The sequence below is a fragment of the Nostocoides sp. genome, assembly GCF_037045025.1.
Classification (GTDB): Bacteria; Actinomycetota; Actinomycetes; order Actinomycetales; family Dermatophilaceae; genus Nostocoides_A.
Genome location: NZ_JBAOHM010000015.1, coordinates 334,493 through 355,998, shown reverse-complemented (window position 1 = coordinate 355,998; position 21,506 = coordinate 334,493). Strand labels below are relative to the sequence as shown.

The 21,506-nt window shown below is 68.0% G+C and carries 22 protein-coding genes; 8 read left to right on the top strand and 14 right to left on the bottom strand.

The features are described from left to right. Window positions 1-15: 15 nt before the first annotated feature. Both V9G19_RS20720 and V9G19_RS20715 read left to right on the top strand, forming a co-directional pair. A complete protein-coding gene (locus V9G19_RS20720; protein WP_462287303.1) occupies window positions 16-1,488 on the top strand; it encodes an HAD-IB family hydrolase in 1,473 nt (490 codons plus the stop codon). After that, complete coding sequence (locus V9G19_RS20715) at window positions 1,485-3,395, top strand: 1-acyl-sn-glycerol-3-phosphate acyltransferase (RefSeq protein ID WP_462287302.1); 1,911 nt, start codon at window positions 1,485-1,487, stop codon at window positions 3,393-3,395. Before V9G19_RS20720 ends, V9G19_RS20715 begins: the two co-directional genes overlap by 4 nt. Before the next feature lie 5 nt (window positions 3,396-3,400). Here V9G19_RS20715 and V9G19_RS20710 read toward each other — a convergent pair whose 3' ends face one another. The 5 genes from V9G19_RS20710 to V9G19_RS20690 form a co-directional block, all read right to left on the bottom strand. Then, a complete protein-coding gene (locus V9G19_RS20710; RefSeq protein ID WP_462287301.1) occupies window positions 3,401-5,068 on the bottom strand; it encodes an AMP-binding protein in 1,668 nt (555 codons plus the stop codon). Window positions 5,069-5,171: 103 nt separating this feature from the next. Beyond that, window positions 5,172-5,954 carry an enoyl-CoA hydratase/isomerase family protein gene (locus V9G19_RS20705; RefSeq protein ID WP_462287300.1) on the bottom strand — a complete coding sequence of 261 codons (783 nt, stop codon included), beginning with the start codon at window positions 5,952-5,954 and terminating at the stop codon, window positions 5,172-5,174. A gap of 18 nt (window positions 5,955-5,972) precedes the next feature. Next, complete coding sequence (locus V9G19_RS20700; protein ID WP_462287299.1) at window positions 5,973-6,953, bottom strand: quinone oxidoreductase family protein; 981 nt, start codon at window positions 6,951-6,953, stop codon at window positions 5,973-5,975. 103 nt (window positions 6,954-7,056) lie between these two features. After that, window positions 7,057-8,214, bottom strand: a complete 1,158-nt coding sequence (locus V9G19_RS20695; protein WP_462287298.1) for a helix-turn-helix transcriptional regulator — start codon at window positions 8,212-8,214, stop codon at window positions 7,057-7,059. Between the two features lie 10 nt (window positions 8,215-8,224). After that, a complete protein-coding gene (locus tag V9G19_RS20690; RefSeq protein ID WP_462287297.1) occupies window positions 8,225-9,478 on the bottom strand; it encodes an acyl-CoA dehydrogenase family protein in 1,254 nt (417 codons plus the stop codon). 89 nt (window positions 9,479-9,567) lie between these two features. Between V9G19_RS20690 and V9G19_RS20685 the strand changes: the two genes are divergently transcribed. Both V9G19_RS20685 and V9G19_RS20680 read left to right on the top strand, forming a co-directional pair. After that, window positions 9,568-10,089 (top strand): MaoC family dehydratase, encoded by a 522-nt coding sequence (locus V9G19_RS20685; protein ID WP_462287296.1) that lies wholly within the window; start codon window positions 9,568-9,570, stop codon window positions 10,087-10,089. Continuing rightward, on the top strand, window positions 10,089-11,093 hold the full coding sequence (locus V9G19_RS20680; protein ID WP_462287295.1) for an NADPH:quinone oxidoreductase family protein: 1,005 nt from the start codon (window positions 10,089-10,091) through the stop codon (window positions 11,091-11,093). The genes V9G19_RS20685 and V9G19_RS20680 overlap by 1 nt, the downstream gene beginning before the upstream one ends. Window positions 11,094-11,112: 19 nt before the next feature. On the opposite strand, the gene V9G19_RS20675 is transcribed toward V9G19_RS20680, so the two are convergent. The 5 genes from V9G19_RS20675 to V9G19_RS20655 all read right to left on the bottom strand — a co-directional run bounded on the left by V9G19_RS20675 (window position 11,113) and on the right by V9G19_RS20655 (window position 15,376). Then, window positions 11,113-12,360 carry an ISAzo13 family transposase gene (locus tag V9G19_RS20675; RefSeq protein WP_462287294.1) on the bottom strand — a complete coding sequence of 416 codons (1,248 nt, stop codon included), beginning with the start codon at window positions 12,358-12,360 and terminating at the stop codon, window positions 11,113-11,115. 54 nt (window positions 12,361-12,414) lie between these two features. Next, window positions 12,415-12,708, bottom strand: coding sequence for a hypothetical protein (locus V9G19_RS20670; RefSeq protein ID WP_462287293.1), 294 nt, complete (start codon window positions 12,706-12,708; stop codon window positions 12,415-12,417). Between the two features lie 18 nt (window positions 12,709-12,726). Further along, entirely contained in the window at window positions 12,727-13,035 is a 309-nt protein-coding gene (locus V9G19_RS20665; protein ID WP_462287292.1) for a hypothetical protein, read from the bottom strand. A 40-nt stretch (window positions 13,036-13,075) separates the two neighbouring features. After that, window positions 13,076-14,326, bottom strand: a complete 1,251-nt coding sequence (locus tag V9G19_RS20660) for an IS110 family RNA-guided transposase (RefSeq protein ID WP_462287291.1) — start codon at window positions 14,324-14,326, stop codon at window positions 13,076-13,078. A 102-nt stretch (window positions 14,327-14,428) separates the two neighbouring features. Further along, entirely contained in the window at window positions 14,429-15,376 is a 948-nt protein-coding gene (locus tag V9G19_RS20655) for a phosphotransferase (RefSeq protein ID WP_462287290.1), read from the bottom strand. A 56-nt stretch (window positions 15,377-15,432) separates the two neighbouring features. Between V9G19_RS20655 and V9G19_RS20650 the strand changes: the two genes are divergently transcribed. Continuing rightward, a complete protein-coding gene (locus V9G19_RS20650; protein WP_462287289.1) occupies window positions 15,433-16,221 on the top strand; it encodes an SDR family NAD(P)-dependent oxidoreductase in 789 nt (262 codons plus the stop codon). A gap of 9 nt (window positions 16,222-16,230) precedes the next feature. Here V9G19_RS20650 and V9G19_RS20645 read toward each other — a convergent pair whose 3' ends face one another. From V9G19_RS20645 to V9G19_RS20630, 4 genes are read right to left on the bottom strand one after another with little or no spacing between them, the layout of a single operon-like run. Further along, on the bottom strand, window positions 16,231-17,217 hold the full coding sequence (locus tag V9G19_RS20645) for an NADPH:quinone oxidoreductase family protein (RefSeq protein WP_462287288.1): 987 nt from the start codon (window positions 17,215-17,217) through the stop codon (window positions 16,231-16,233). Window position 17,218: 1 nt separating this feature from the next. Continuing rightward, entirely contained in the window at window positions 17,219-17,923 is a 705-nt protein-coding gene (locus V9G19_RS20640) for an SDR family oxidoreductase (protein ID WP_462287287.1), read from the bottom strand. Next, window positions 17,920-18,738, bottom strand: coding sequence for a PucR family transcriptional regulator (locus V9G19_RS20635; RefSeq protein WP_462287286.1), 819 nt, complete (start codon window positions 18,736-18,738; stop codon window positions 17,920-17,922). Before V9G19_RS20635 ends, V9G19_RS20640 begins: the two co-directional genes overlap by 4 nt. Then, window positions 18,735-19,187, bottom strand: coding sequence for a hypothetical protein (locus V9G19_RS20630; RefSeq protein ID WP_462287285.1), 453 nt, complete (start codon window positions 19,185-19,187; stop codon window positions 18,735-18,737). Before V9G19_RS20630 ends, V9G19_RS20635 begins: the two co-directional genes overlap by 4 nt. A gap of 88 nt (window positions 19,188-19,275) precedes the next feature. On the opposite strand from V9G19_RS20630, the gene V9G19_RS20625 reads away from it, so the two are divergent. From V9G19_RS20625 to V9G19_RS20615, 3 genes are all read left to right on the top strand, one after another. After that, window positions 19,276-19,407 (top strand): hypothetical protein, encoded by a 132-nt coding sequence (locus V9G19_RS20625; RefSeq protein ID WP_462287284.1) that lies wholly within the window; start codon window positions 19,276-19,278, stop codon window positions 19,405-19,407. Between the two features lie 13 nt (window positions 19,408-19,420). After that, entirely contained in the window at window positions 19,421-19,609 is a 189-nt protein-coding gene (locus tag V9G19_RS20620; RefSeq protein ID WP_462287283.1) for a hypothetical protein, read from the top strand. 99 nt (window positions 19,610-19,708) lie between these two features. Continuing rightward, entirely contained in the window at window positions 19,709-21,502 is a 1,794-nt protein-coding gene (locus tag V9G19_RS20615) for a hypothetical protein (protein WP_462287282.1), read from the top strand. The last annotated feature ends 4 nt before the right edge of the window (window positions 21,503-21,506 follow it).

Below are 21,506 nucleotides of genomic sequence, written 5' to 3'. Positions count from 1 at the left end.
TTGCCAAGGGGTCGCATGGATGTCGAGGACGTGATCGAGCAGATCCGCTCCGGACCTCGCGGAGCCCGGATCGGAGCCTTCTTCGACTTCGACGGCACGCTGATCGACGGCTACTCCTCGGTTGCCCTCTATCGTCACCGGGCCAAAAGCCTGCAGATCAATCCGATGGAGATCGTCCACGGTGTGCGGCACGCGCGTCGAGGCGAGCCGATGACCGAGGACGAGTTCCGCGAGCTGGTCGAACTCGGGATCGCCGGCTGGGCCGGGCGGGCGGAGAGCGACATCCTGGAGATCGGCGAGAACCTCTGGAACACCGAGATCGCCGGGATGCTCGTCCACGAGACCTTCCGCCTCGTCAAGGCACATCAGCGGATGGGGCATACCGTCGTCTTGGCCACGTCGGCGACTCGGCTCCAGGTGGCGCCACTGGCCAATGAACTGGGGATCGAGCACATTCTGTGCACCGAACTCGAGGTCGAGCAGCACCTGCTGACCGGACGGGTCGCCGGCCGCCCGCCCTGGGGCGAGGGCAAGCGCGCGGCGGTCACCGCGTTCGCCAAGCGGAAGCGACTCAATCGGCAGGCGTCCTTCGCCTACGGCAATGGCGATGAGGACATCGCCTATCTGAACACGGTTGGGCACCCAGTGGCGGTCAATCCGCAGCCGTTGCTGGCGGCCGAAGCCGCCAAGCGAGGCTGGAGCGTGTTGACCCTTTCCGGCCGGCCGGGTCGGCTAGACCCTCTGCCAGCGCTGCGAACGACGGCGATGTACGGCACTCTCGTAGGTTCCGTGGTCGCGGGTCTGGGCGTCAGCGCGTTGACCGGCGATGGGCGCCGCGGCAAGGATTTTGCCTTGGAGGTCTTCGGCGTTCTTTCCGGCCCGCTGGGGGATGTGCAGGTCAACGTCACCGGTCAAGAGAACGTCTGGTCTGACCGGCCGGCCGTCTTCCTGATCAACCATCAAAGCGCGCTCATCGACCTCGTGGTCGTGACGCAGGTTCTGCGCAATGGCGTGACGGCAGTTGCGAAGAAGGAAGTCAAGGACATCCCCGTCTTCGGTCGGGTGACGACCTGGCTCGACTTCGCCTACGTCGACCGGGGCAACACCGTCCAGGCCATGGACGCCATGTGCGAGGCGGTGGATCGGCTGCGCGATGGCATCTCAATCGTCATCTCGCCCGAGGGGACGCGCTCCTACACCCCTCAGGTCGGCCCGTTCAAGAAGGGGGCTTTTCACCTGGCGTGGCAGGCGGGCGTGCCGATCGTCCCGATCGTCATCCGCAACGCCGGTCAGCTGATGTGGCGCGGGGCCACCGTCGCCCATTCCGGCGTCGTCGATGTGCACGTGCACGAGCCGATTCCGACGACCGGCTGGACCAAGACCGACCTTGATGACACCGTGGAGCGCGTCCACAAACTCTATGTCGACACCCTGTCCGACTGGGCGGCCATCACGCGGCCCGACGAATCCACCCGGAGTAGCCGATGAGCAGCCGACCACGTCGCGGACCTACCCGCCTGGCCCGGGCCGGACTAACCCGCGCCGCAACGGCGTTCGAGGGTTTCCGGGCCCGCAACGAACCGGTCCCGGATTCCCCGCTCATCACCGACCTGCGCGATTCCCCGCGCTTCCAGGAGGGCGTGCGGGGCCTGGCGCAGCAGCTCGATCGGCCGTATGCCGAGGTCTACGAGGAGGCCAGCGCCGACCTGCGGGGGATGTCCTCGACCCACGACCAGACGATCACGGCCTACTGGGACCGGCTCGGCAAGTGGATGCTGCGCGGCTTCGACCTGATCGTCGACGAGGACAGCCTGGCGCACCTGCGCAACCTCGACCGAGACCATTCGCTGGTCTTCCTCATCTCGCACAAGTCCTACCTGGATGAGTGGATCGTGCCGCCGACCGTGATGCGCTTCGGCCTGCAACCGCCGTTCGGGTTGGCCGGGGCCAACCTCGACTTCTTCCCGCTGGGGACGATCGCCCGCCGCACCGGCATCGTCCACATCCGCCGGGCCACCGGTGACCTGCCGATCTATAAGTTCGCGCTGCGCTCGTTTATGGGGCAGCTCGTCAGTCACCACGCCAACTTGATCTGGTCGATCGAGGGGGGGCGGTCCCGGACGGGCAAGTTGCGTCCGCCGCGTTTCGGCCTGCTTCGCTATGTCGTCGACGGCGTCGACCGGGTCCGCAGCGATGAGGTCTATCTCGTGCCTGTCTCGATCGTCTATGACCAACTGCCTAAACGCGAGGTGGCGCTGATGACTGCCGAGGCGCGCGGTCAGGGAAAGACTCCGGAAAACGTCTCGTGGTTCGTCGGCTACCTGCGCGGCCTGGCCCGTCGGCTCGGCCGGGTCTATCTCGACTTCGGTGAGCCACTGCCATTGCGCGCCCGCCTCGATGAGTTGCGCGCCGAGGATGACGCCTCGCGAACGGTCGTCGAGCGGGTGGCGGTCGAGATGTGCCACCGGATCAACATGGCCACCCCGGTGACCCCCACCGCCATCGTCTGCATCGCGCTCCTCGGTGCCGACCGGGCGCTCACCTTGGATGAGATCGTCGAGACCGTCCACCCGATGGCCGAGTATCTGCGTCAGCGCAACTGGAAGACGGCGGGCGGCGCCAACCTGCACGACCGCGCAACCTTGCGCCACGCGCTGCGCGACCTCGTCGACACCGGTGTGTTGGAGAGCTACACCGGCTCGACCACGGTCTGGGGCATCGTCCCGGGGGAGGAGCTGACCGCGGCGATCTATCGCAACACGGCCGTGCATGTCCTCGTCAACCGGGCGATCACCGAGATCGTGCTGAGCGACTTCGCCCAGGCCGAGGACTCCCAGATCAGCACCGATCGCGGCTGGTCGTTCGCCCTGGCGCTGCGCGAGCTACTCAAGTTCGACTTCTTCTTCTCCTCGCGCCCCGACTTCGCGATCGAGTTGCAGCACGAGTTGGGCCTTATCGACCCCACTGGGGTGCCGGTCGACGAGTTGACGCCCGCGCACGCCCGCGGCTTCCTCGACGCGGCCCGACCGCTTGTGGCTCACCTGGTGTTGCGGCCGTTCATCGAGGGCTACTGGATCGTCGCGACCCAGCTGGCCCACGAGGGCGGGCGGACGGTGGACGGGGGCCAGGCCTTCGTCGCCGAATGCCTCAAGCTCGGCCACCAGTGGGTCATGCAGCGGCGGGTCGCGAGCGCCGAGTCGATCTCGGGCGAGGTGTTCGCCTCGGGCATCCGGCTTGCCGCGCACCGCGGGCTGATCGTGACCGACGCCGACCCGGACGGGCTGGCCGAGCGCCGCGCCGATTTCCTTGCCGAGATCGCGGCGGTGCAGCGGTTGGTCGCCGAGATCGGCGCGCATGCCGAGTCGGCGCGAGCGCTGGCCCCAACTCCCGGCTGACGGCGTCAGCGCGCGGCCGCCTCCTGGGCGAGCTTGTCGGCGATCATCGATCGTAGTACGTGCTTTTGCACCTTGCCGCTGGCCGTCATCGGCAACGCGCCGATCAGTTCCAGACGCTCCGGAACCTTCTGGATGGCCACCGCGTGACCCAGCAGGTAGTCGCTGATCTCGGCCAGCGTGACGTCCTCGTGCCCGGGTGCGGGCACGGCATACAGGCAGACCTTCTCGCCGAGGCGCTCGTCGGGCATGGCGACGGCGGCGGCGTCGCGGATCGCGGGATGGTGAGATAGCAGATCCTCGACCTGGCGGACACTGATGTTCATTCCGCCGCGGATGACGATGTCCTTGGTGCGCCCGGTGACGCGCACAAAACCGTTCTCGTCCATCCGGCCGAGATCGCCCGAGCGGGAGTATCCCTCGCTGGTGAACAGCTTGGCCGTCTCCTGCGGGTTGTGGATGTATTCGAGCATGTGCATCGCGCCGCGATAGGCGATGTCGCCCTCCTCCCCGCGCGGCACCTCGACGCCATCGTCGTCAACGATCTTGACCGACTGCAGCGGCAGCGGCGCTCCATCGGAGGTGAGCGACCGCTCGTAGGGGTCGCGCACGGTGCACATCGTCGTCGTGACGTTCTCGGTGCGGCCATACAGGCTAAGGACGGTCAGCTGGGGCAGCGCCTGCTTGGCGCGCTCGACGATCGCCGCCGGGATGGGTGATCCGGCGCAGGTCCACACCCGCAGGCTGCTCAGGTCGTGAACGTCCGGGTCGTAGGCGTCCAGGAGGGTCTGCAGGAAGGTGGTGGCGGTGACCGCGACCGAACAGCTGTGGTCCTTGATCTGCCCGACCGCCAGTTCGGGGATCCACTGCTCCATGATGTGGGTCGGGGCGCCGTGCATCATCGGCAGGATGATCGAGGTGACCAACCCGGTCATGTGGGTGACCGGTGACGGGCCGAATTGCACGTCCTGGGGGGAGTAGTCCCAGCCCTTGGCGAGCATTCGTGACCCGCAGGCGAGGGTGTTGAAGGTGTGCAGGCAGCCCTTCGGCCGAGCGGTTGTGCCGCTGCTGAAGACGATGACGATGGGGTCGTCGGGTCCGACCCCCGGCCCGAGATCGTCGGCGCTTGCCCCGGCGCCATCGGCGAGCACATCGTCATAGCGGGTGAACGAGCCATCATGCGCGCCCGGCTCGGTGCGCAGCAGGATGATGTCGCGCCGGCTGGGGATCTCGCCGTGCAACTCGGCATACATTTGTGCGTAGTCGAACTTGCGGAACTCCGGCGCGATGACGGCGGCCTTGATGTCGGCGTTGGCCCCGATGAAGGAGACCTCATCGCGCCGATAGATCGGCATGATCGGCACCATGATTGCGCCGAGACGCGACAGCCCGGCGGCGATGGCGCCGAACTCGACCCAGTTCGGCATCTGCACAGCCACCCGGTCGCCGGCGGCGATCCCGCGGGCGTGGAGGCCGGCGGCGAAGGCGATCGCCTGATCACGCATTTCGGTGAAGGTCAGCGCCTGGTGGTCGTCGGTGATGAACACGCGATCGGGCTGGGCGGCGACCTGGGCCTGCAGCATCTCGAAGAGGGTGTCCGGCTTCCACTGGCCGCTCTCGTAGAAGCGGGCGATGTCGTCCGGCGAATACCGGTCAGCGACCGTGGCGAACCCCATCATCGACCTCCGCTGCATCTGGCACGGGTCTCTCCGCGCTGACCCAAAGGATATTATGGTCGGACCAAAAGGGCAATCGGGTGGGTATGCCGCCGCCCCGGCCCTAGCGCCGCTTCCACTGCGGCGGGCGCTTGTCGAGGAAGGCCGCGACGCCCTCGCCGATGTCCTCGGTGGTGAAAGCCAGGCCGAGTTGAGCCTGCAGGGCGGTCAGGGCCTGCGGCAGGGTCATGTCGCGGGTGGCGTCGAGCGCGTCCTTGCCGAGCCGCATCAGCAGCGGAGACTTGTCCGCCAGCCGGGTCGCCCAGGCGGTGACCTCCTTGTCGAAGTCCGCATCGGGGACAACCGCATTGACGATTCCGAGGGTGGCCGCCTCGGCGGCAGTGATCGTGTCGCCGAGCAACATCAGCTGGTTGGCCCGCATCCGCGGGACATTGCGATAAATGAGCGCCGAGATCATGAACGGGAAGACGCCCACGTTGATCTCGGGGCAGCCAAAGCGCACCGATTCCTTGGCGAGGATCAGATCGCACCCCAGCGCGAGCCCGAAGGCGCCGGCCAGGACGTCGCCACCGGCGGCACACACGACCGGCTTGTGCATGGCCCCCAGGAGGGTGAACAGCCGCGGGAAGCGGTCGAGACCGGCATACTTCTCGATCGGGGGTGTGGCCGAGGCGAACGCCTTGAGGTCGCCGCCCGCCGAGAACACCCGGTCGTGCGAGGTGCCGATGACCACGACCCGGACGGTGTCGTCGTCGCGGGCGCGCTCCAGGGCGGCGAGCAACTCATCGAGCATCGCGTCGCTGAGGGCATTGCGCCGGGCGGGATCGTCCAGGGTGATCCGCGCGATCCGGCCGTCGGTGATCGCATAATCGACAAGCGCAGTCAATGTCCTTCTCCTGATTGTTCAGCGGGTCCGGACGACGACCTTGCCGATCGTCTGGCCAGCCTCGAGGTGCCGGTGGGCGTCGCTCGCCCGATCGAGGTCGTATGCCGCGGCAATCGCCGGCGGCCCCAACCCACCGTCCTCGACGAGACGGAGAACGGCGGCCAGCTCGGCAGTCGTCCCCATCGCGGTGCCGAGCAGGTCAAACTGTCCAAAATAGAAGGGGCGGGCTTGCAGCAGTTGATCGTTGGAACGCGCGGCGCCAAGCACGACGAGCCGCCCGCCCGGTCGCAGCGTGGTCAGGGCCTGCGGCCAGGAGCCCACCGAGTCGAGCATGCGATCGAAACCCGCTCCGTCCGGCGATGCTGCGCGCGCGGTGACTGCCCAATCGGGCTCGCGATAGGAGCCAGCATCCCGCGCGCCCGCGGCGACGGCGTGGGCAAGCTTCTCCGGGGATCCGTGGGTGACCCAGACCTGGGCGCCAAGGGCAGCGGCAAGCTCGGTGGCCATCGTTGCCACGCCGCCGCCGGCGCCGAGGACGAGGAGGTTCTCACCGGCGCGCAGCCGGCCGCGGGTGACCAGCGCGCGGTAGACGGTCATGCCGACGAGCGGCAGCGCGGCGGCCTGCTCCCACGACCATCCAGAAGGACGTGGCAGAAGAACATCGGCCGGGACCAGCACGCTCTCGGCCAGGGTGCCCCACCGGTGATCACCGAGGATCTCCCAGCGCGGGCCGGGGGCCTGCGGGCGATCACCCCACCAGAGCGAGGGGGCGACGATGACCTCCTCGCCGGTGTCGTGCCGCACTCCGGCACCGTCTGCACCCGGCACATGCGGCAACGGAGAGCCATAAAGCCCTTGCCGCACAAGGCAATCGTGCCAGTTCAGGGCGCTCGCGTGCAGGTCGACCCGGACCATTTCCGCTGTCGGCACGGGGTCTGGAACATCCTCGGCCACGAGCACGCCGGGATCACCGTAGGCGTGCATCACTGCCGCGCGCATGAGTGCCATCTCCCTTTTGGTCTGACCAATAAGCTATCGCACGGGCTGGGTTCCCACAACCCCGGGGTGCTCCTGCGCGGGGTAAAGAAGCACCCGGATGGGGTCAGCCGGACCCGAGGACGACGCGCAGATAATGCGCGATCGCCTGAGCGCGGTTGTCGGCGCCGAGCTTGCGCAGGATGTTCTTGACGTGGCTCTTGACGGTGTCGGTCGTGATGTGCAGCCCGGCGGCAATTCGGTCATTAGATGCGCCGGTGGCCATGAGGGAGAGCACCTCGATCTCACGAGCCGACAGGATGCGGCTGAGTTCTCGGCGAGCGGCTTGTTGTTCGCGTTCGCGCGGTCCGCGCCCGCTGGTGACGCGGGTGCTGCGCCGGCTCGACCCGAGCGCCATCTCGGCTCCGGCGAGTTCGTCGAAGACCGAATCCACTGACGCGAGCACAGCGCTCACCTGTTCCTTCTGCTCGCGCAACCGGTCGAGCAGGACCGCTCGTTCATAGAGCAGGTCGAAACCGCGCGCGAACTCGGCGAGGACATCGCGATCCAACGGAGTGACATCCTTGTCGGCGTAGTCCGCGTGGATCATCCCCACGACCCCATTTGCCGGCGAAAGCGATGCTGCGACATACGATCCGGCGCGTTGCGGGCGTGCGAGGAGGAAGGGGAGCGCCATCCGGCGCTCGTCGTGGCCGGGGAAGACGATCAACGCCTCCCGGCCCTCGACGAGATCGCCCTCGTGCGTATGCGGATCCAAGCTCAGCCTCGGGGCTTGGGCCAGCCACTCGGCGAAATGTCGCTCGGCGGCATCGCGCGGTCCCCGGCCGAGGCTGCGCCAGGGCCGCCAGACGCCGTTCTCCACACGCGAGACCAACACCCGGTCGAAGCCGGCAGAGGACAACACGCTCTCGCAGATCCCGTCGACGAGCGCGTGCCGGTCCTGGGTGCGCAGCTCACGAAGGCCGCGGCGCACCTCGGCGAAGCGTCGCTCGCGCTCCTCGACGAGGTGCACACGAACATCCCAGCGCAGCGTATGCAGCTCCGACAGCAGGGTGCTGACCGCCCGCACCTCGGAGGGGGAACTCCCGTCGGGTGCCTTCGCAAGCCACTCGCGCAACTGCGCCACGGCCTCCGCCAGCGCCCCGTCGGCGCTCGGCACGTCGGCCTGCTCATCGATGGCCAGGCCAGCCGGAAGGATCTCGCGTGCCGTGACCAGGGCTTCCCGGGCACGGGCCAGCAGGCTCTCCGTGCGCCGTCGGTCCACCCGAAAGAGGCTATCCGGTCGTGGTCGGTCGGCGACCGAAGTCGAAGAGCCGGCTGGCGATCCGACGCAATTGGACCTCGTCGGTCCCCTCGGTGATCCGGTAGCGCCGGTGATGACGATAGAGATGCTCGAACTGGTAGGCGCGGGTGTATCCCATGCCGCCGTGGATCTGCATCGCGCGATCGGCCGCCCGGCAGGCGAGCTGATTGGCCCGCATGTTGACCATCGCCACCTTGTCGGTGACTGCGGTTTTGCCCTCGGCGTCCATCATCGCCGCCGTCTTGTGCAGCGTATTGCGAAGGAAATCGGCATCCGTTTGCAACTCGACCAGCTGCCATTGGATGCCCTGGTGATCGCGCAGCGGCTTGCCGAAGACGACTCGCTCTTGGGCGTATTCGACGCTGCGGTCGATGCAGTACTGCGCCGCCCCCAGTGACGACGCGGCCTGCCGGATCCGGTTCTCGTGGATGAACAATTGCGCACAGTCCAGCCCGCGACCGACTTCTCCGACGACGGCCTCCGCGGGCACCCGCACATCGTCGAGATGGACCTCGGGGTGGTCGCTCGGCATATTGAAGCACCAGTGGTTGAACGGCACCGAGAAGCCGGGGGCGTCGGTCCGGACGAGGAAGGCGGTGATGCCCTCGGCCTTGCCGTCTCGCCCACCCGTGCGGGCGAAGACGAGATCCACCTCGGCCTGATCGACCAGGCTGTTGAACCGCTTGGCACCGTTGATGATCCAATCGTCGCCGTCACGGCGAGCCGTCGTCTCGAGAAAGGTCGCGTCGCTGCCGTGTCCCGGCTCGGTCAGCCCGAACGCAATCTCGGCGGCGCCGGTGATCAGCGGCTCGATCCAGCGCTCCTGCTGCTCGGACGTGCCATAGGCGTGCAGCACCAGAGCGACGGGGAGGTTGGCGACCACGCTGTGTTCGTCGGTGTGCGGGAAGTGAAGTCCGGACCCGCGCGCGACGAGATGCTCGCGGATCACCGCCATGGCCAGGTTGCTGCCATCCTGGCCACTGAGCGCCGCCGGAAGGGGATAGCGGAAGAAGCCGGCAGCATCCGAGCGCCGCCGCATCTCGTGGAGCAGCTCGAGCCACTCCTTGCGGGGGTAGCCATCGCGTTCCCAGTCCGTGCGCGCCCACTCGCGGCGATGGTCGAAGAACTGCGGATGCTCGGCCTCCAGTGGGGTGATCTCGGCCTCGATGAACGCGTCTAGGGAGGCGACAAAGCTCTGGATGTCGTCAGGAATCGTCCAGTCCATGACCGAACGCTAGAGAGCCGAGCGGGGCAGGACTGCGGCGTCGCGGCGCAGCAGTGTGGACATCTCCAGTGGGGCGCAAGGAGGCGGCTGTGGGCGTGGTGCTCGTCTGGTTGGATCTCGGTATGCGGCATTTCCACGGGATCGACGACCTGCAGGCCGTCGTCGGCGAGCGCCTCGGCACCAGCGCGTGGCACGAGGTTCCCCAGTCAACGATCGTTCGCTTCGCCGAGGCGACCGAGGACTTCGAGGGAATCCACTTGGATCCGGCCAAGGCCCGGGCCGCCGGGTTGCCCGACACCATCGCCCACGGGCTATACACCCTGTCCAGGGGCCCGGCGATGCTCTACGAGATCTACTCGATCACCGGACCGGTCCTGTGGCTCAACTACGGCTTCGAGAAGGTGCGCTTCCTCTCCCCGGTGGGGGTGGGGAGCCGGATCCGCATGGTCGCCGATCTGGTTGCTGCCGAACCCATCACCGGCGGAGTGCGGTTCACGGTCCGCGAGACCTTCGAGATCGACGGCCAGGGCAAGCCGGCGTGTGTCGCCGATGGCCTCATCGCCTACTTTCACACCTTGCCGCCGGGTTTCACGCCACCACAGGAGGGTTGATGCGCGCGATCGTCGTGCGGGACTTGACCGGGCCACTGAACGTCGAGCTCACCGACATTCCCGAGCCGGACGGCGCCCACCCGCGTGCCGACGGGCAGCGACTGCTGGTCGAGGTGGCGGCTGTGGGGCTGTCCTTCATCGATCCCCTCCAGACGCGCGGGCTCTATCAGAACGGTGTGCCGGTTCCTTATGTCGCGGGGAGCGAGATCGCGGGGACGGTGTTGGAGGCTTCTGCCGGCTCGTCATTCGCCCCGGGTGACCGGGTCGGCGGGATCATCTGGCACGGCGGCCTCGCCGAGCGCGCTCTGGCGCTGCCCGACTACACGGTCAAGCTGCCGGACAGCATGACGTTCGCCGACGGCGCCGCCCTCTACATGAACTACTCGACGGCCTGGTACGGCTACGACCGGGCGCGCGTGCAACCGGGCGAGTTCGTCCTCGTCCACGGCGCTGCCGGTGGCGTCGGGAGCGCCGCGCTCGATCTGGCGGGCTCCTTCGGTGCCCGGGCGGTGGCCGTGGTATCGAGCGAGGAGAAGGAAGCCGTCGCCCGACGGCTCGGCGCCGAGATCGTCGTCCGGGCGGGGGAGGGCTGGCTGGAGCGCGTCCGCGAGGCCACCGACGGCCGCGGCGTCCACGTCGTGCTCGACCCCGTGGGCGGGGACACCTTCACCGACTCGCTGCGCTCCCTGAGACAAGGCGGCCGGCTGGTCGTCATCGGCTTCACCGGCGGGTCGATCCCGACGGTCAAGGTCAATCGCCTCCTCCACCGCAACCTGACCGTTACCGGAATCACGATGGACAACATGGAGGCGGAATACCCCGGAACGCTTCGTCGCGTCGCTGACGCCGTGGAACGGCTTGCGGCAGAAGGAAAGGTCCATCCTCTCGTGGGGTCGACCTATCGATTGGAGGAGGCTGGTGCCGCGATGGCCGCGCTCGAACAACGCGCCGCCATCGGCAAGGTCGTCGTCATGATCGCCGACTCCCCGGTCCCGGGGAACTAAGGGCCTGTGAGGAATTAAGCTAGTTTGGGTCGGGCGTGTCGGGGTAGAGGGTGTAGTTCCATTCCCCGTGGAAGGTGTGGCGGTGGAGTATTCCGCGGCGTTCGAGGTCGGGGATGACGGTGTCGGCGATTCTGATGCCGGCGGGGTAGGGGTTGGTGTCGAGGTCGGCGTCGACGTGCAGGCCGGTGGTCGTGGTGGTCGCGGCGATGGTGTTGACGACGACTTCGTGGCTGGTCAGTGGGCGGCTGCGCCAGTTCATGGAGATGTGCGCGAAGAGGCGGTGTTCGATTTTGTTCCATTTGCTGGTGCCGGGGGGTAGGTGGGTGACGGTGATGGTCAGCCCAGTCCGGGTGGCGAGGTCGGCGAGTTCCTTCTTCCACAGCCGGTTTTGGTAGCCGTTGGAGCCGCCGCCGTCGGCACAGATCAGCAGCCGGGTGGCCCCGGGATGGGCCGCGGATCCCACCCGCTGCCACCAGGTCTCGATGGTGTGCACGGCGAACGCGGCGGTGTCGTGGTCGACCCCGACCGATACCCAGCCGGCGTCGTGGGCGACGTCGTAGACGCCGTAGGGGTTGACCTTGCCGAGGTCTTTGTCGGCGAAGTCGTGGACGTTGACCCGTTCCGGCTGGCCGGCCCGGTGCCATTCCCGACCGGGGTTCTTGAACGGTCCGATGAGTTCTTTCTTCTTCGTGTCGACGCTGATCACCGGGTCCCCGCTGACCTGATGGGCCGCTGCCGCGTCGGCCAGGTAGTGGAACTGGGCATCCCGGTCCGGGTGCTGGCTCCCGTCGAGGACCTTGGCGTTGGCCTGTAGCGAGTAGCCGCCCTCGGCCAGCAACCTGCGGGTCACATGATCACTGACCCGGTGACCCTTCGCGCGTAACTCCCGGGTCAAGGTCCGGATCGACTTACTCGTCCACCGCAACGTCGACATCGGATCCCCCAGCGTGGCCGGTTCGATCAACGCATCGAAATCCGTTGCCAGCGAAGGATCATGGGCCTCAACCCGCTTGCGCCCACCGCCCGGGCGGCGCGAGCGGCCGGGCGCCAATTCCACCCCACCACTGGCCTCGGCCCGACCCCGGCGCACCGTGTCCGCCGCCACTCCGGTCGCCGCGGCGACCACCGCCACGCCCTCGGCGCCGAACTCGGCCGCCTCCGCCCCAAGCCACAACCGACGCTGGAACTCCGACAAATGCGGCGCCACCACCGCATACCGGCGCGCCAACGACTCCGACTCCGACACCGACACCGCGGACGTGGACATACCACAACCGTAGCCGTCCCAACCCCCTAAAACGAAGTTATTTCGTCACAAGCCCTAACCGCGGCGGATCAGCGGCCGGCGAACCGGCTGGATCAGCCGTCGGCGAGCCGGCGGCGCAGCTCGAACTTGCGGATCTTGCCGCCGCAGTCCTTCGGCAAGCAGTGCATTCGCCACCTGGTTGGCCGCCGCGTCGGCCTGGCCATAGGTGAGGCGAGCGAACCGCCCACTGCCATAGGCACCCTTCCAGCCGATGATCGCGGTCTTGCCCGGGGCGCTCCAGGTGAGCCGTTCGAAGATGTCGCCCACCGCCATGCGGTTCCATCGCTGGTCGGCGCGCCGGCCAAACACCGACGTCAAGGTCGGTGGTCATGATCCGCTCCTGTTGAGTTCGATTCGTCCAGGCTCGTCGAGGATGCGGTGGGCCCGCTCGATGACGGTGGACAGGCTGGCTTCGGCGACCTGCATGCGGTGGTCCGGATTGGGTTGGCGCCGATTGCGTTTCGACAACACGGCGACCGTGGACACGACCTTGTAGTGGCAGAGGGCAAGGAACCAGTCGAGCTCTTCGGTGACCGTGGACGGCTGAGGGTGGACTGCTGCGTAGTCCGCGAGTAGTTCGGTCGCGAACGGCAGTCCGGCGGCGGCCCGCTCGTCGGCCTCGGGCCGCGAGGTCACGAAGCGATGCGGCGGGTCACAGTGCATGAGAAGCCCTGTGTCAAGCCGCCCTGTTTTGTTGGGTGAGGAGTCGTTGGAGCGCTGGGTGTCGGTCGGGGTCGTAGGCGGTGTTGTTTTGCCAGCAGTGCCAGATGACGAAGAGCCAGGCTCGGGCCAGGATGCGGACGGCGTGGGGGTGGTCGTGTCCGCGGTCGATAGCGCGTTTGTAGAGCTGTGCGGCCCAGGGGTTGTCGTGTCGGGAGTCGCCGGCGAAGTCGGTGACGGCGTCGCGCAGTTGTTTGTCGCAGGCCCAGCGGAAGGTGACCGCGCGGGCCTTGCCGGATTGGCGGGTGGAGGGGGCGACGCCGGCGAGGCAGGCCAGGGATTCGGGGGTGGGGAATTTGCCGCGGCAGTCGCCGATCTCGGCGAGCAGCCGGGCGGCGCGGACGGTTCCGGAGCGCGGCAGGCTGGTGAAGATGTGGGCATCGGTGTGCGCCGCCAGTTGTGCCTCGATTTGGGTGGTGAGGGTGGTGATCTGCTCGGCCAGGGTGGCGGCGACGGCGAGGTAGGCGCGGGTGATCCCGGCTTGGGTCTTGGCGGTCGGCCCGGTCAGGCCGCGGGGCGCGCCGGTCAGGTGGGCGTGCAGGACGGCGGGGTCCTTCTTGCCGGAGTAGCCGTGTTTGGCCAGCCAGGCGGCCAGCCGGGTGGGGGTCAGCCAGTCGGCCTGGGCTTGGCTGGTGAACCGGGAGATGAACGCGAGGCTGATGGCCGAGTCCAAGGCCGCGAAGAGGCCAACCGCGCCAGGAAAGACGTTGCGCAAGTGGGCGCGCAGCTGGTTGGTGACCGCAACCCGGTGATTGACCAGGTCCTTGCGGGCGCGGCACGCGTGCCGCAACGCGACCGTCTCCTCGGTGTCGGGGACCAAAGCCCGCAGCCGGGGCCGGTCGGTGCGCAGAGTGTCGGCGAGCACGAAGGCGTCGAACCCGTCGTCCTTGTTTCCAGCCGAGCCGTAACGACCGCGCAGGTTCTTGACCTGGTTCGGGCTGATCACCACAACGGTCAGCTCGGCCGCCAGCAGGGCGTCGATGACCGGCCCGTCCGGGCGTTCGATGGCGACCTCACCGACGCCGTGGCGGCCCAGGAACCGCACCAACGCACTCAGGCCGGAGGCGGTGTGGTCGACCATGGTGCGGGCCCGTTGACGGCCGCGGTCATCGACGATGCACACGGCATGGTCATCGCGGGCCCAATCAATGCCCGCGGTCACCGCGTTCGGGGGTGTATCGGGCAGGGTGTTACTGGCAGACTTCACGTCAGCCTCCTCGCTGCTAATCCCAGTGGGGAGGCACCCGCATGTGCCGATGGTTCCGGGACGCAGCTGCCGGTTCGCTCACTGATCGGCGCTCGGAGGCGCTCAGCCCTGTCGACGGTCCGTACGTCCCGGGTAACCACCAGACCCCGCAGATCTCATGCTGGACATCCAACGCGTCGAGCGAGCAGGGCGATGGCCTGGTGGCACCACGGGTGCATCAGCGATCAGGCGATCACTGACACAAGGAAGGTAGACCAGTGAGCAACCAGGAGAGGTCGTGCCGGGGGTCGCCCACCGACCAGATCTCCCAGTCGATGATCGCGCGCAGCTCCGAACCGGCGAAGAGCATGTTGCCGAGGCGGTAGTCCCGTGCAGGACCGCTGGGTCGCCGGGCGCCGGTGGATGCTCGGCGAGTCGGTCGCGCAGCCGTTCGTGCCCTGCCGCGATCTCGGGCCCGACCGTCTCCAATAGCCGCGCCCAGCGCCGCAATTCGGCTTCGGGAGTGAAGGTCGGCTCCTCGGGAGGGATTCCCAGCGCGGCCGGCGTCATCGCCTGCATCCGGGCCAGGGCCTCGGCCGCTGCGCGCATTCGCGCCCGCACGTCCGTTGGGGCCGGGGGCAGGGTCGTGATGTCGGTGCCGGGTTCATAGCACTCACCGGTGATCCGCTCCATGACGAAGAGTGGCGGGTCACCGTCGTCTTCGCCAAGGACCCACGGGACGGGAACGCCGGGGATCGCCGCCAACGCCCGCATCATCCGCGCTTGGCGGAGCACGTCGCGGTTGCGCACCGCCGGCAGCCCTGCGGGCGCAACCTTGATGACCGCCTCCGCGACCGGTCCGCGGACGATGGTCGCGGCATACGTGAGGCTGGACACGCCGCCGGGAAGGCGCCGCAGGTCGGTGAGGGTCGCGTCCGGATAGGTGCGTTGCAGGGCGGCACCGGATCGGGCAAGCACAGTCGCCGCTGGGATCTCGGTCACCGCACCCACCCAAACCGCTGCCGGCGCGAGCAGCAAGGCGATGCTGGCTGAGGTGATGGAGATTGCCACACCACGCCGTGGCCCGCTGCCCAGCGAAGACTGCGGGCCGGTGGTAGACACGGGCGATGACAGCAGCGGCGGGACCCGTCACACCCATCCTTGACCGATTCGACCTGAGCGGCAAGGTTGCTGTCGTGACCGGCGCGTCGTCCGGCCTCGGGGTCGCGTATGCCGCTGCGCTCGCCCAGGCGGGCGCAGCGCTCGCCCTCGGTGCCCGGCGCGCCGACCGGCTCGACGACACCGTCCGCGCCGTCCGGGAGGCCGGCGGCCAGGCGATCGGTATCCCGACCGATGTCTGCCGAATCGAGGATTGCGCCGCGCTCGTCGCGGGCGCGCTGGAGAGCTTCGGACGGGTCGACATCCTGGTCAACAACGCCGGAACCGGCGGCGAATACCACGGTGTGGTTGACGACCCACCGGAGCACTTCCGGCGCACTGTCGACATCAACCTGCACGGCTCCTACTGGATGATCCAGGCGTGCGCCCGGGTCATGGGGCCGGGCTCCTCGATCGTCAACATCTCCAGTGTGATGGCGTTGACGACCGCGAAGATGCCGGCCGCGGCATACAGCGCGAGCAAGGCGGGGGTCCTCGGCTTGACCCGAGACCTTGCAGCCCAATTGGGGCCCATGGGGATTCGGGTCAACGCGATCCTCCCGGGGGTGTTCCCGTCGGAAGCCACGGCGCATTACAGCGAGAATTATAGGCGTAAGATCGTCGCGGCCAAGATCCCGATCGGCCGTATCGGCAAGCCGGAAGAGATTGCCGCCGTGGTGGTTTTCCTCGCCAGCGAGGCCGCGGCATACATCACCGGCGTGAGCCTGCCGGTCGACGGCGGGGTGTTGATCAACTAGCAATCCGGGTCACGACCGCACTCGGACGACGACCTTGCCGAGCGCCTGGCGGGACTCGATGAGTTCGAGGGCTCGGGCGCTGTCGGGCAGGTCGAGGACGGCGCCGACGACCGGACGGATTGCTCCCGAACACGCCATGCTCTCGAGCGCATCGGCAAGTTGCCCGGCGATCTGCGGGTAGCGTTCGACAAAGGGGGCGAGCGCGATGCCGACGAGGCTGAGGTCGCGCAGCAGCAGCCGGTTGACCTTGACCTGCGGGATCCGACCGCTCGCGAAGCCGACGACCGCCAGCCGTCCGCCCACGCCGAGGGCTCGCAGTGAGTCGGTGATGTCGTCGCCGCCGACCGGGTCGATCACCGCGTCGACGCCACTGTTCCCGGTGAGGTCGCGGACGTCCGCCAACCAGGCTTTGCCGCTGCCGAGCACGATTTCGGCGCCCGCCGCCCGCGCGATTTCGGCCTTCGCTGGTGTGGAGACGAGGGCGATGGGGATGGCACCGAGCGCTGTGACAGCCTGGATCGTCGCGGTGCCGACGCCGCCGGCTGCGCCGTGGATCAACACCCGCTCACCCGGCTGGACCGCGATGCGGTGGCAAGAGAACCACGCGGTTGAGTAGTTCAGTTGCAGGGCGGCGCCATCGATGAAGGACATGTCGTCCGGCAACTTCACGGTGTATGCCGGCAAGCCCAGCGCTCGCTCGGCGAGCGCGCCCCACAGGCACAGGCTCGCGACCCGATCGCCGGGGGCGAATCGCGACCCGGGCGGAGCCTCCAGGACGACGCCGCAGGCCTCGCCGCCGGCGACATAGGGCGGGGGCTGCCCGTGCTGATACGTGCCGCGGCCCTGCAATACATCGGGGAAGGAGATGCCGGCGGCGTGGACGTCGATGAGCAGCCGTTCACCCGCGGCCCACGTGTGCGCGCCCTGGGGCTCGGGGACCGCACGCAGCTCACCGGCCGAAGGCCCGTCGGGCGTGGGGATAACGAACGCGCGCATGTCAGCGGGGCACGACCGAGGCGGTGACCGAGCGCGTGTTCAGCCCGTCGCCACGATCGACGATGAGGTATTGGCCGGTCACTCCGGAGGCGGCCGGGGAGGCAAAGAAGCCCACGGCCGCCGCGATTTCGCCGGGCTCGACCATCCCGGCCGGCATGGACTCCCGCCAGGCCCGAACGATATCCGTCGGCATGCTCAGGACTCCCGAGCTCGCGGTCATCCCGGGTAGCACGGCATTGGCGGTGATGCCCAGCCCAACTGTCTCCGCCGCAACGGTCTTGATCATTCCCAACAGCCCGGCCTTGGTCGTCGAATAGGAGACCTGCCCGGGCAGGCCGACGATCGCCGCCGTGCTCGAGGTGAGCACGATCCTGCCGAAGCGGCGCTCCCGCATGCCGCCCAGGACGGCTTGCAACACCCGGAAGGTGCCGGTGAGGTTGACCTGGAGATCCTTCTCCCACCGGGCCAGGTCCATCGTGTGCGCGGCACCAAAAACGGTCGTCAGCGCGGCGTTTCCGATGTAGACGTCGATATCGGACAGGTCAGGCAGCAGATCGCTGGCAATGTCCAGCTGCCAGGTGCAGCCCGGGTCTCGGTCCAGGGTCACGACCTCCATACCGTCGGCCCGGAGCCGGGCCACGACGGCCTGCCCGATGCTGCCCGCCTTGGCTGCGCCGGTCACGAGTGCCTTCAGCGGTGCGGTCATGCCGTGATCCGGCCCGGATCGCCCTCGTCCAGGGCATCGAGTCGCGCCAGGGCAGGGTGGCCCTGCAAACGCAGCAGGAGGACGCCGGTCTGCAACGCCAGCTGGCCGTTGGTGTCACTCACGTCGACTCCGGTGAACTTCTCAACCCGCGCCAATCTCAACCGGATGGTGTTCTCGTGCAGCCCGAGCCGTGCCGCCGTCGCCCGGATGCTGCGTCCGCAGTCGAGCCAGACTTGTGTTGTCAGGAGTAGCTCGGCCATACCGGGTGCGCCACTGAGCAGGGGCCCGAGCAGCCCGTCCACATAGGTCCGAAGCGCAGCCGTGTCGGCGTTGGCGAGGAAGAGCCGGGCCGGGCCGAGGTCATCGACGGCAAGCACGAAGGCACCCGATCCGTCCCCCAAGCGCTGCACGCAGCGGGCCACCTCGCGCGCCTCGCGGTAGGCCGCGGCGAAGTCTGCGGGCTCGCAGGCCCGGGACACGCCTGCGACCGCCCCCGGCGCGCAGCACTCCACCAGGGTCCGGGAGACAGCGGTGCGCACCCGCGAGATCACATCGTGCTCCCGTAGTGCGCGATCCACCTCGATGAGCAGCAGCACGCCTTCGGACCCGCGGGTGTGCAGGATTTCAACGCCGAGGCGGCGGGACAGGTGGACAACGAGGCGATGATCTGCCTCGGGTTCCGGCTCGTCGTTGCTGACCAGCGGATCGAGGATGTGCACGAGCACCCGGCGGGCGTCGATATCGACACCGAGGTACTCCGCGCTCGCGCGCAGGTCGCCCAGGCCGCGGGAGCCCTTGGCGAGTTGCCGGGTCAAGGCATCACGAGCGTCCGCGGCGACCCGGCACGATCGATCACGACATGGGACTGGGGGTCAAACGTGGTCCCCCGCTCTTCGAGAATCAGCCAGCCTATGCGCTGCCCGTCGTGCAGGACCGGCCGCGCCAGAACCCGGCGTGGCAAGCCCGCTGCGGGGCCGGCCGGCAAGGGTGCCGCGGTGTCCTCCCGGCTTTTGAGCGTGCGGGCAAGTGCGAGTGCCGATCCTTGAGCGATCGCGTCCACCGGGAACTGACAGACCATCCGCCCGTCGCCATCGACCAGGGCCGCTGGGACACCGGTCAACTCGTGGCAGCAACGAACGGCGGCTGCCAGGCCGCGCCCGGACGCGGCGGCGAAGCGTTCCTCGATGACGAGCCGGGCGGCGAGCAGACGGTTGGCCGCCCGCAACCCCTCCGGATCGTCGTGGCCCACGGGCCCGCTCGTCATTCGAGTTGCCATCGCGTCTCCATTCCACTCCTGAGCAATAAGGTATTATGGTAGGACCATAAATTCAAGAGAGCGGCATACTGCAGTCATGGCGTATGACGAAGACCTGGCCAATCGGATCCGCACCGCCGTCGACGACGAACCGGGCATCACCGAGAAGCGGATGTTCGGGGGGGCTCGCGATTATGGTGAACGGCAATATGGCGGTCGCGGCAGCTGATCAAGGCGGGATGATGCTGCGCGTTGACCCGGCACGCGCCGCCGAGTTGGTGGATGGGGTGCACGTCGAGCGAATGGTGATGCGGGGGAAGGAAATGAACGGCTGGCTGTTCGTCGTCGATGCCGCGGGGAGCAGCGACGCGGCGCTGAAGCGGCACGTGGCTATCGGCGTGGACTACGCCCGCTCACTGCCGCCGAAGTAGGCGGTCCGTCTTCCGATTCGGACATCGTGGTTGCGCGGCCTGCGCAGGACGAGTGCGCGCTTCGCGCCCGGTGTGCAGTTCGCGAGCGAGACTGCCGGAATGCCGCCGTCTCGCCGCCGCCGCGTCGTCCCGATCCTGCTCGCGGTGGCCAGCCTCGCTGCCTGCAGCGCCGGGTCCAGCCCGACGCCCAACGCCAGCAGCACGACCGCTGCTGGCAGGCAAGGAGCGACGGTTTCCGCCTCGTCCGCGGCGCCATCCGCCGAGCTTCCCGGGATCGACCAGGCCCCCAGTGGGCCGCGCTATCCCCTGACCCAAGAGGCGGGAATTGTCGACGGGATCGATTGGCGGATGCCCGACTGGGTTCGGCCAGCGGAGAATTCCGGCTTCTTCTCGGAGAGCGCTTCCGCCCCGGACGGCGTGCTCGTGCGCGCCATCGACCAGTCTTGGCGACAGCTGCAGCCGGCCCAGGGCGGCGCGACGATCTATACCGAGACCGGCTCTGCGCAACAGATGAGCTTCGAATCGCTCGACCAGGCCCTCGCCGAACCGGGGGACTACTGGATGCGGATCTTTGCCAGCGGCGTGGACTGGGCACCGGAGTGGATCCCCCAGGTGTGCCACGTCGAGGGGTTCGCCCCCGACTACGACGGGATGTCGCACCTGCCGATCTGGGATGACTGCGTCTGGAAACACCTGCTTGCCATGTATCACGACGTCTTTGTCACCAAGGGACTGCGCGCCGACCCACGGCTGCGATTCGTCTGGGTCCTGGGCGCATTCACCTGGGCGGAGTACGACTCCGAGACGATCAATGACGCGATCGCGACGGGCAAGCTGACCAAGGAGCAGTACCTCCAATGGTTTTCGCACGCGTGGAGCGACCTGGTGGAGATCTTCGGCCCATACAAGGCCAAGCTCGCCTTCACCGGGGAGGATTACACCTGGTCCGAGGGGCTGGGCGACGAGGTCGCCACCCTCGCCAAGCAGGCCACCGACGCGGAGATCGGGATCCGCAACGGCATCCCCGAACTCTTCAACTTCCACCTCAACGAGGCACCGGCATATGGCTCGCACATCCAACCGGGCGGGCATCTCATCGTCGACGAGTCGTTGCCGATCCACGACGGCAAACGGATCGTCGCCGTGGAGAACGAGTGCTTCACCGACTGCGGCTTCGACGCGGGCGACGACCTCGAGTATGCCGTCACCCAGACCAACTTGAAGTCGCTTCAGTTGCGCGCGAACTGGGTCTATGTCATTCCGACACAATCGAAGATGGAGCAATTCCCGCAGCTGTGGGACTGGGTCCGGCTCTCCGTCGGGCACACCGCGCAGACCTCGCCCGACGCCTGGGCAAACCTGCGCGAGGCCGAGGACGTCTATTGGCGCGACAACGACCTGCCGCCGTTCGACGGCACGGCCGAGTGGACCAACAAACCGTGGGTGCGCAACCTCGAACGTTGGGTGGTGCAGAAGGATGTCACGGGCGCGACCGCGCATACGACCGATGTCGATGTGCACGCCGATGTCTTCACCGAGGAGAATGGGCAGGCTCGCGAGGGCCTTGCGACCGCCGTCGCGAGGGGAGACACGAAGCTCGCCTTCGACGTCGACGACCGTTTCCTCGACGCGACTGATCCGGACTCGAAGGTCGAGATCAAGGTGACCTTCTGGGATGCCGGCGGGCCCTTCCGAGTGGTGGGTTCGGCATACGAATCCGATGTGGTCAAGCCGGGCGGGACTACGAGGTGGCGCACCGCCACCGTGACGATGCCCGTCACGGCCCTCGCCGGTGATCAGCCGGGTCAAACCGACCTGGCTGTCGTGGCCGACGAGGACAGCGACGTCATCGTGCGTTTCCTGCGTATCGTCCGGCTCGCGCCGCCGCGCTGAGCCC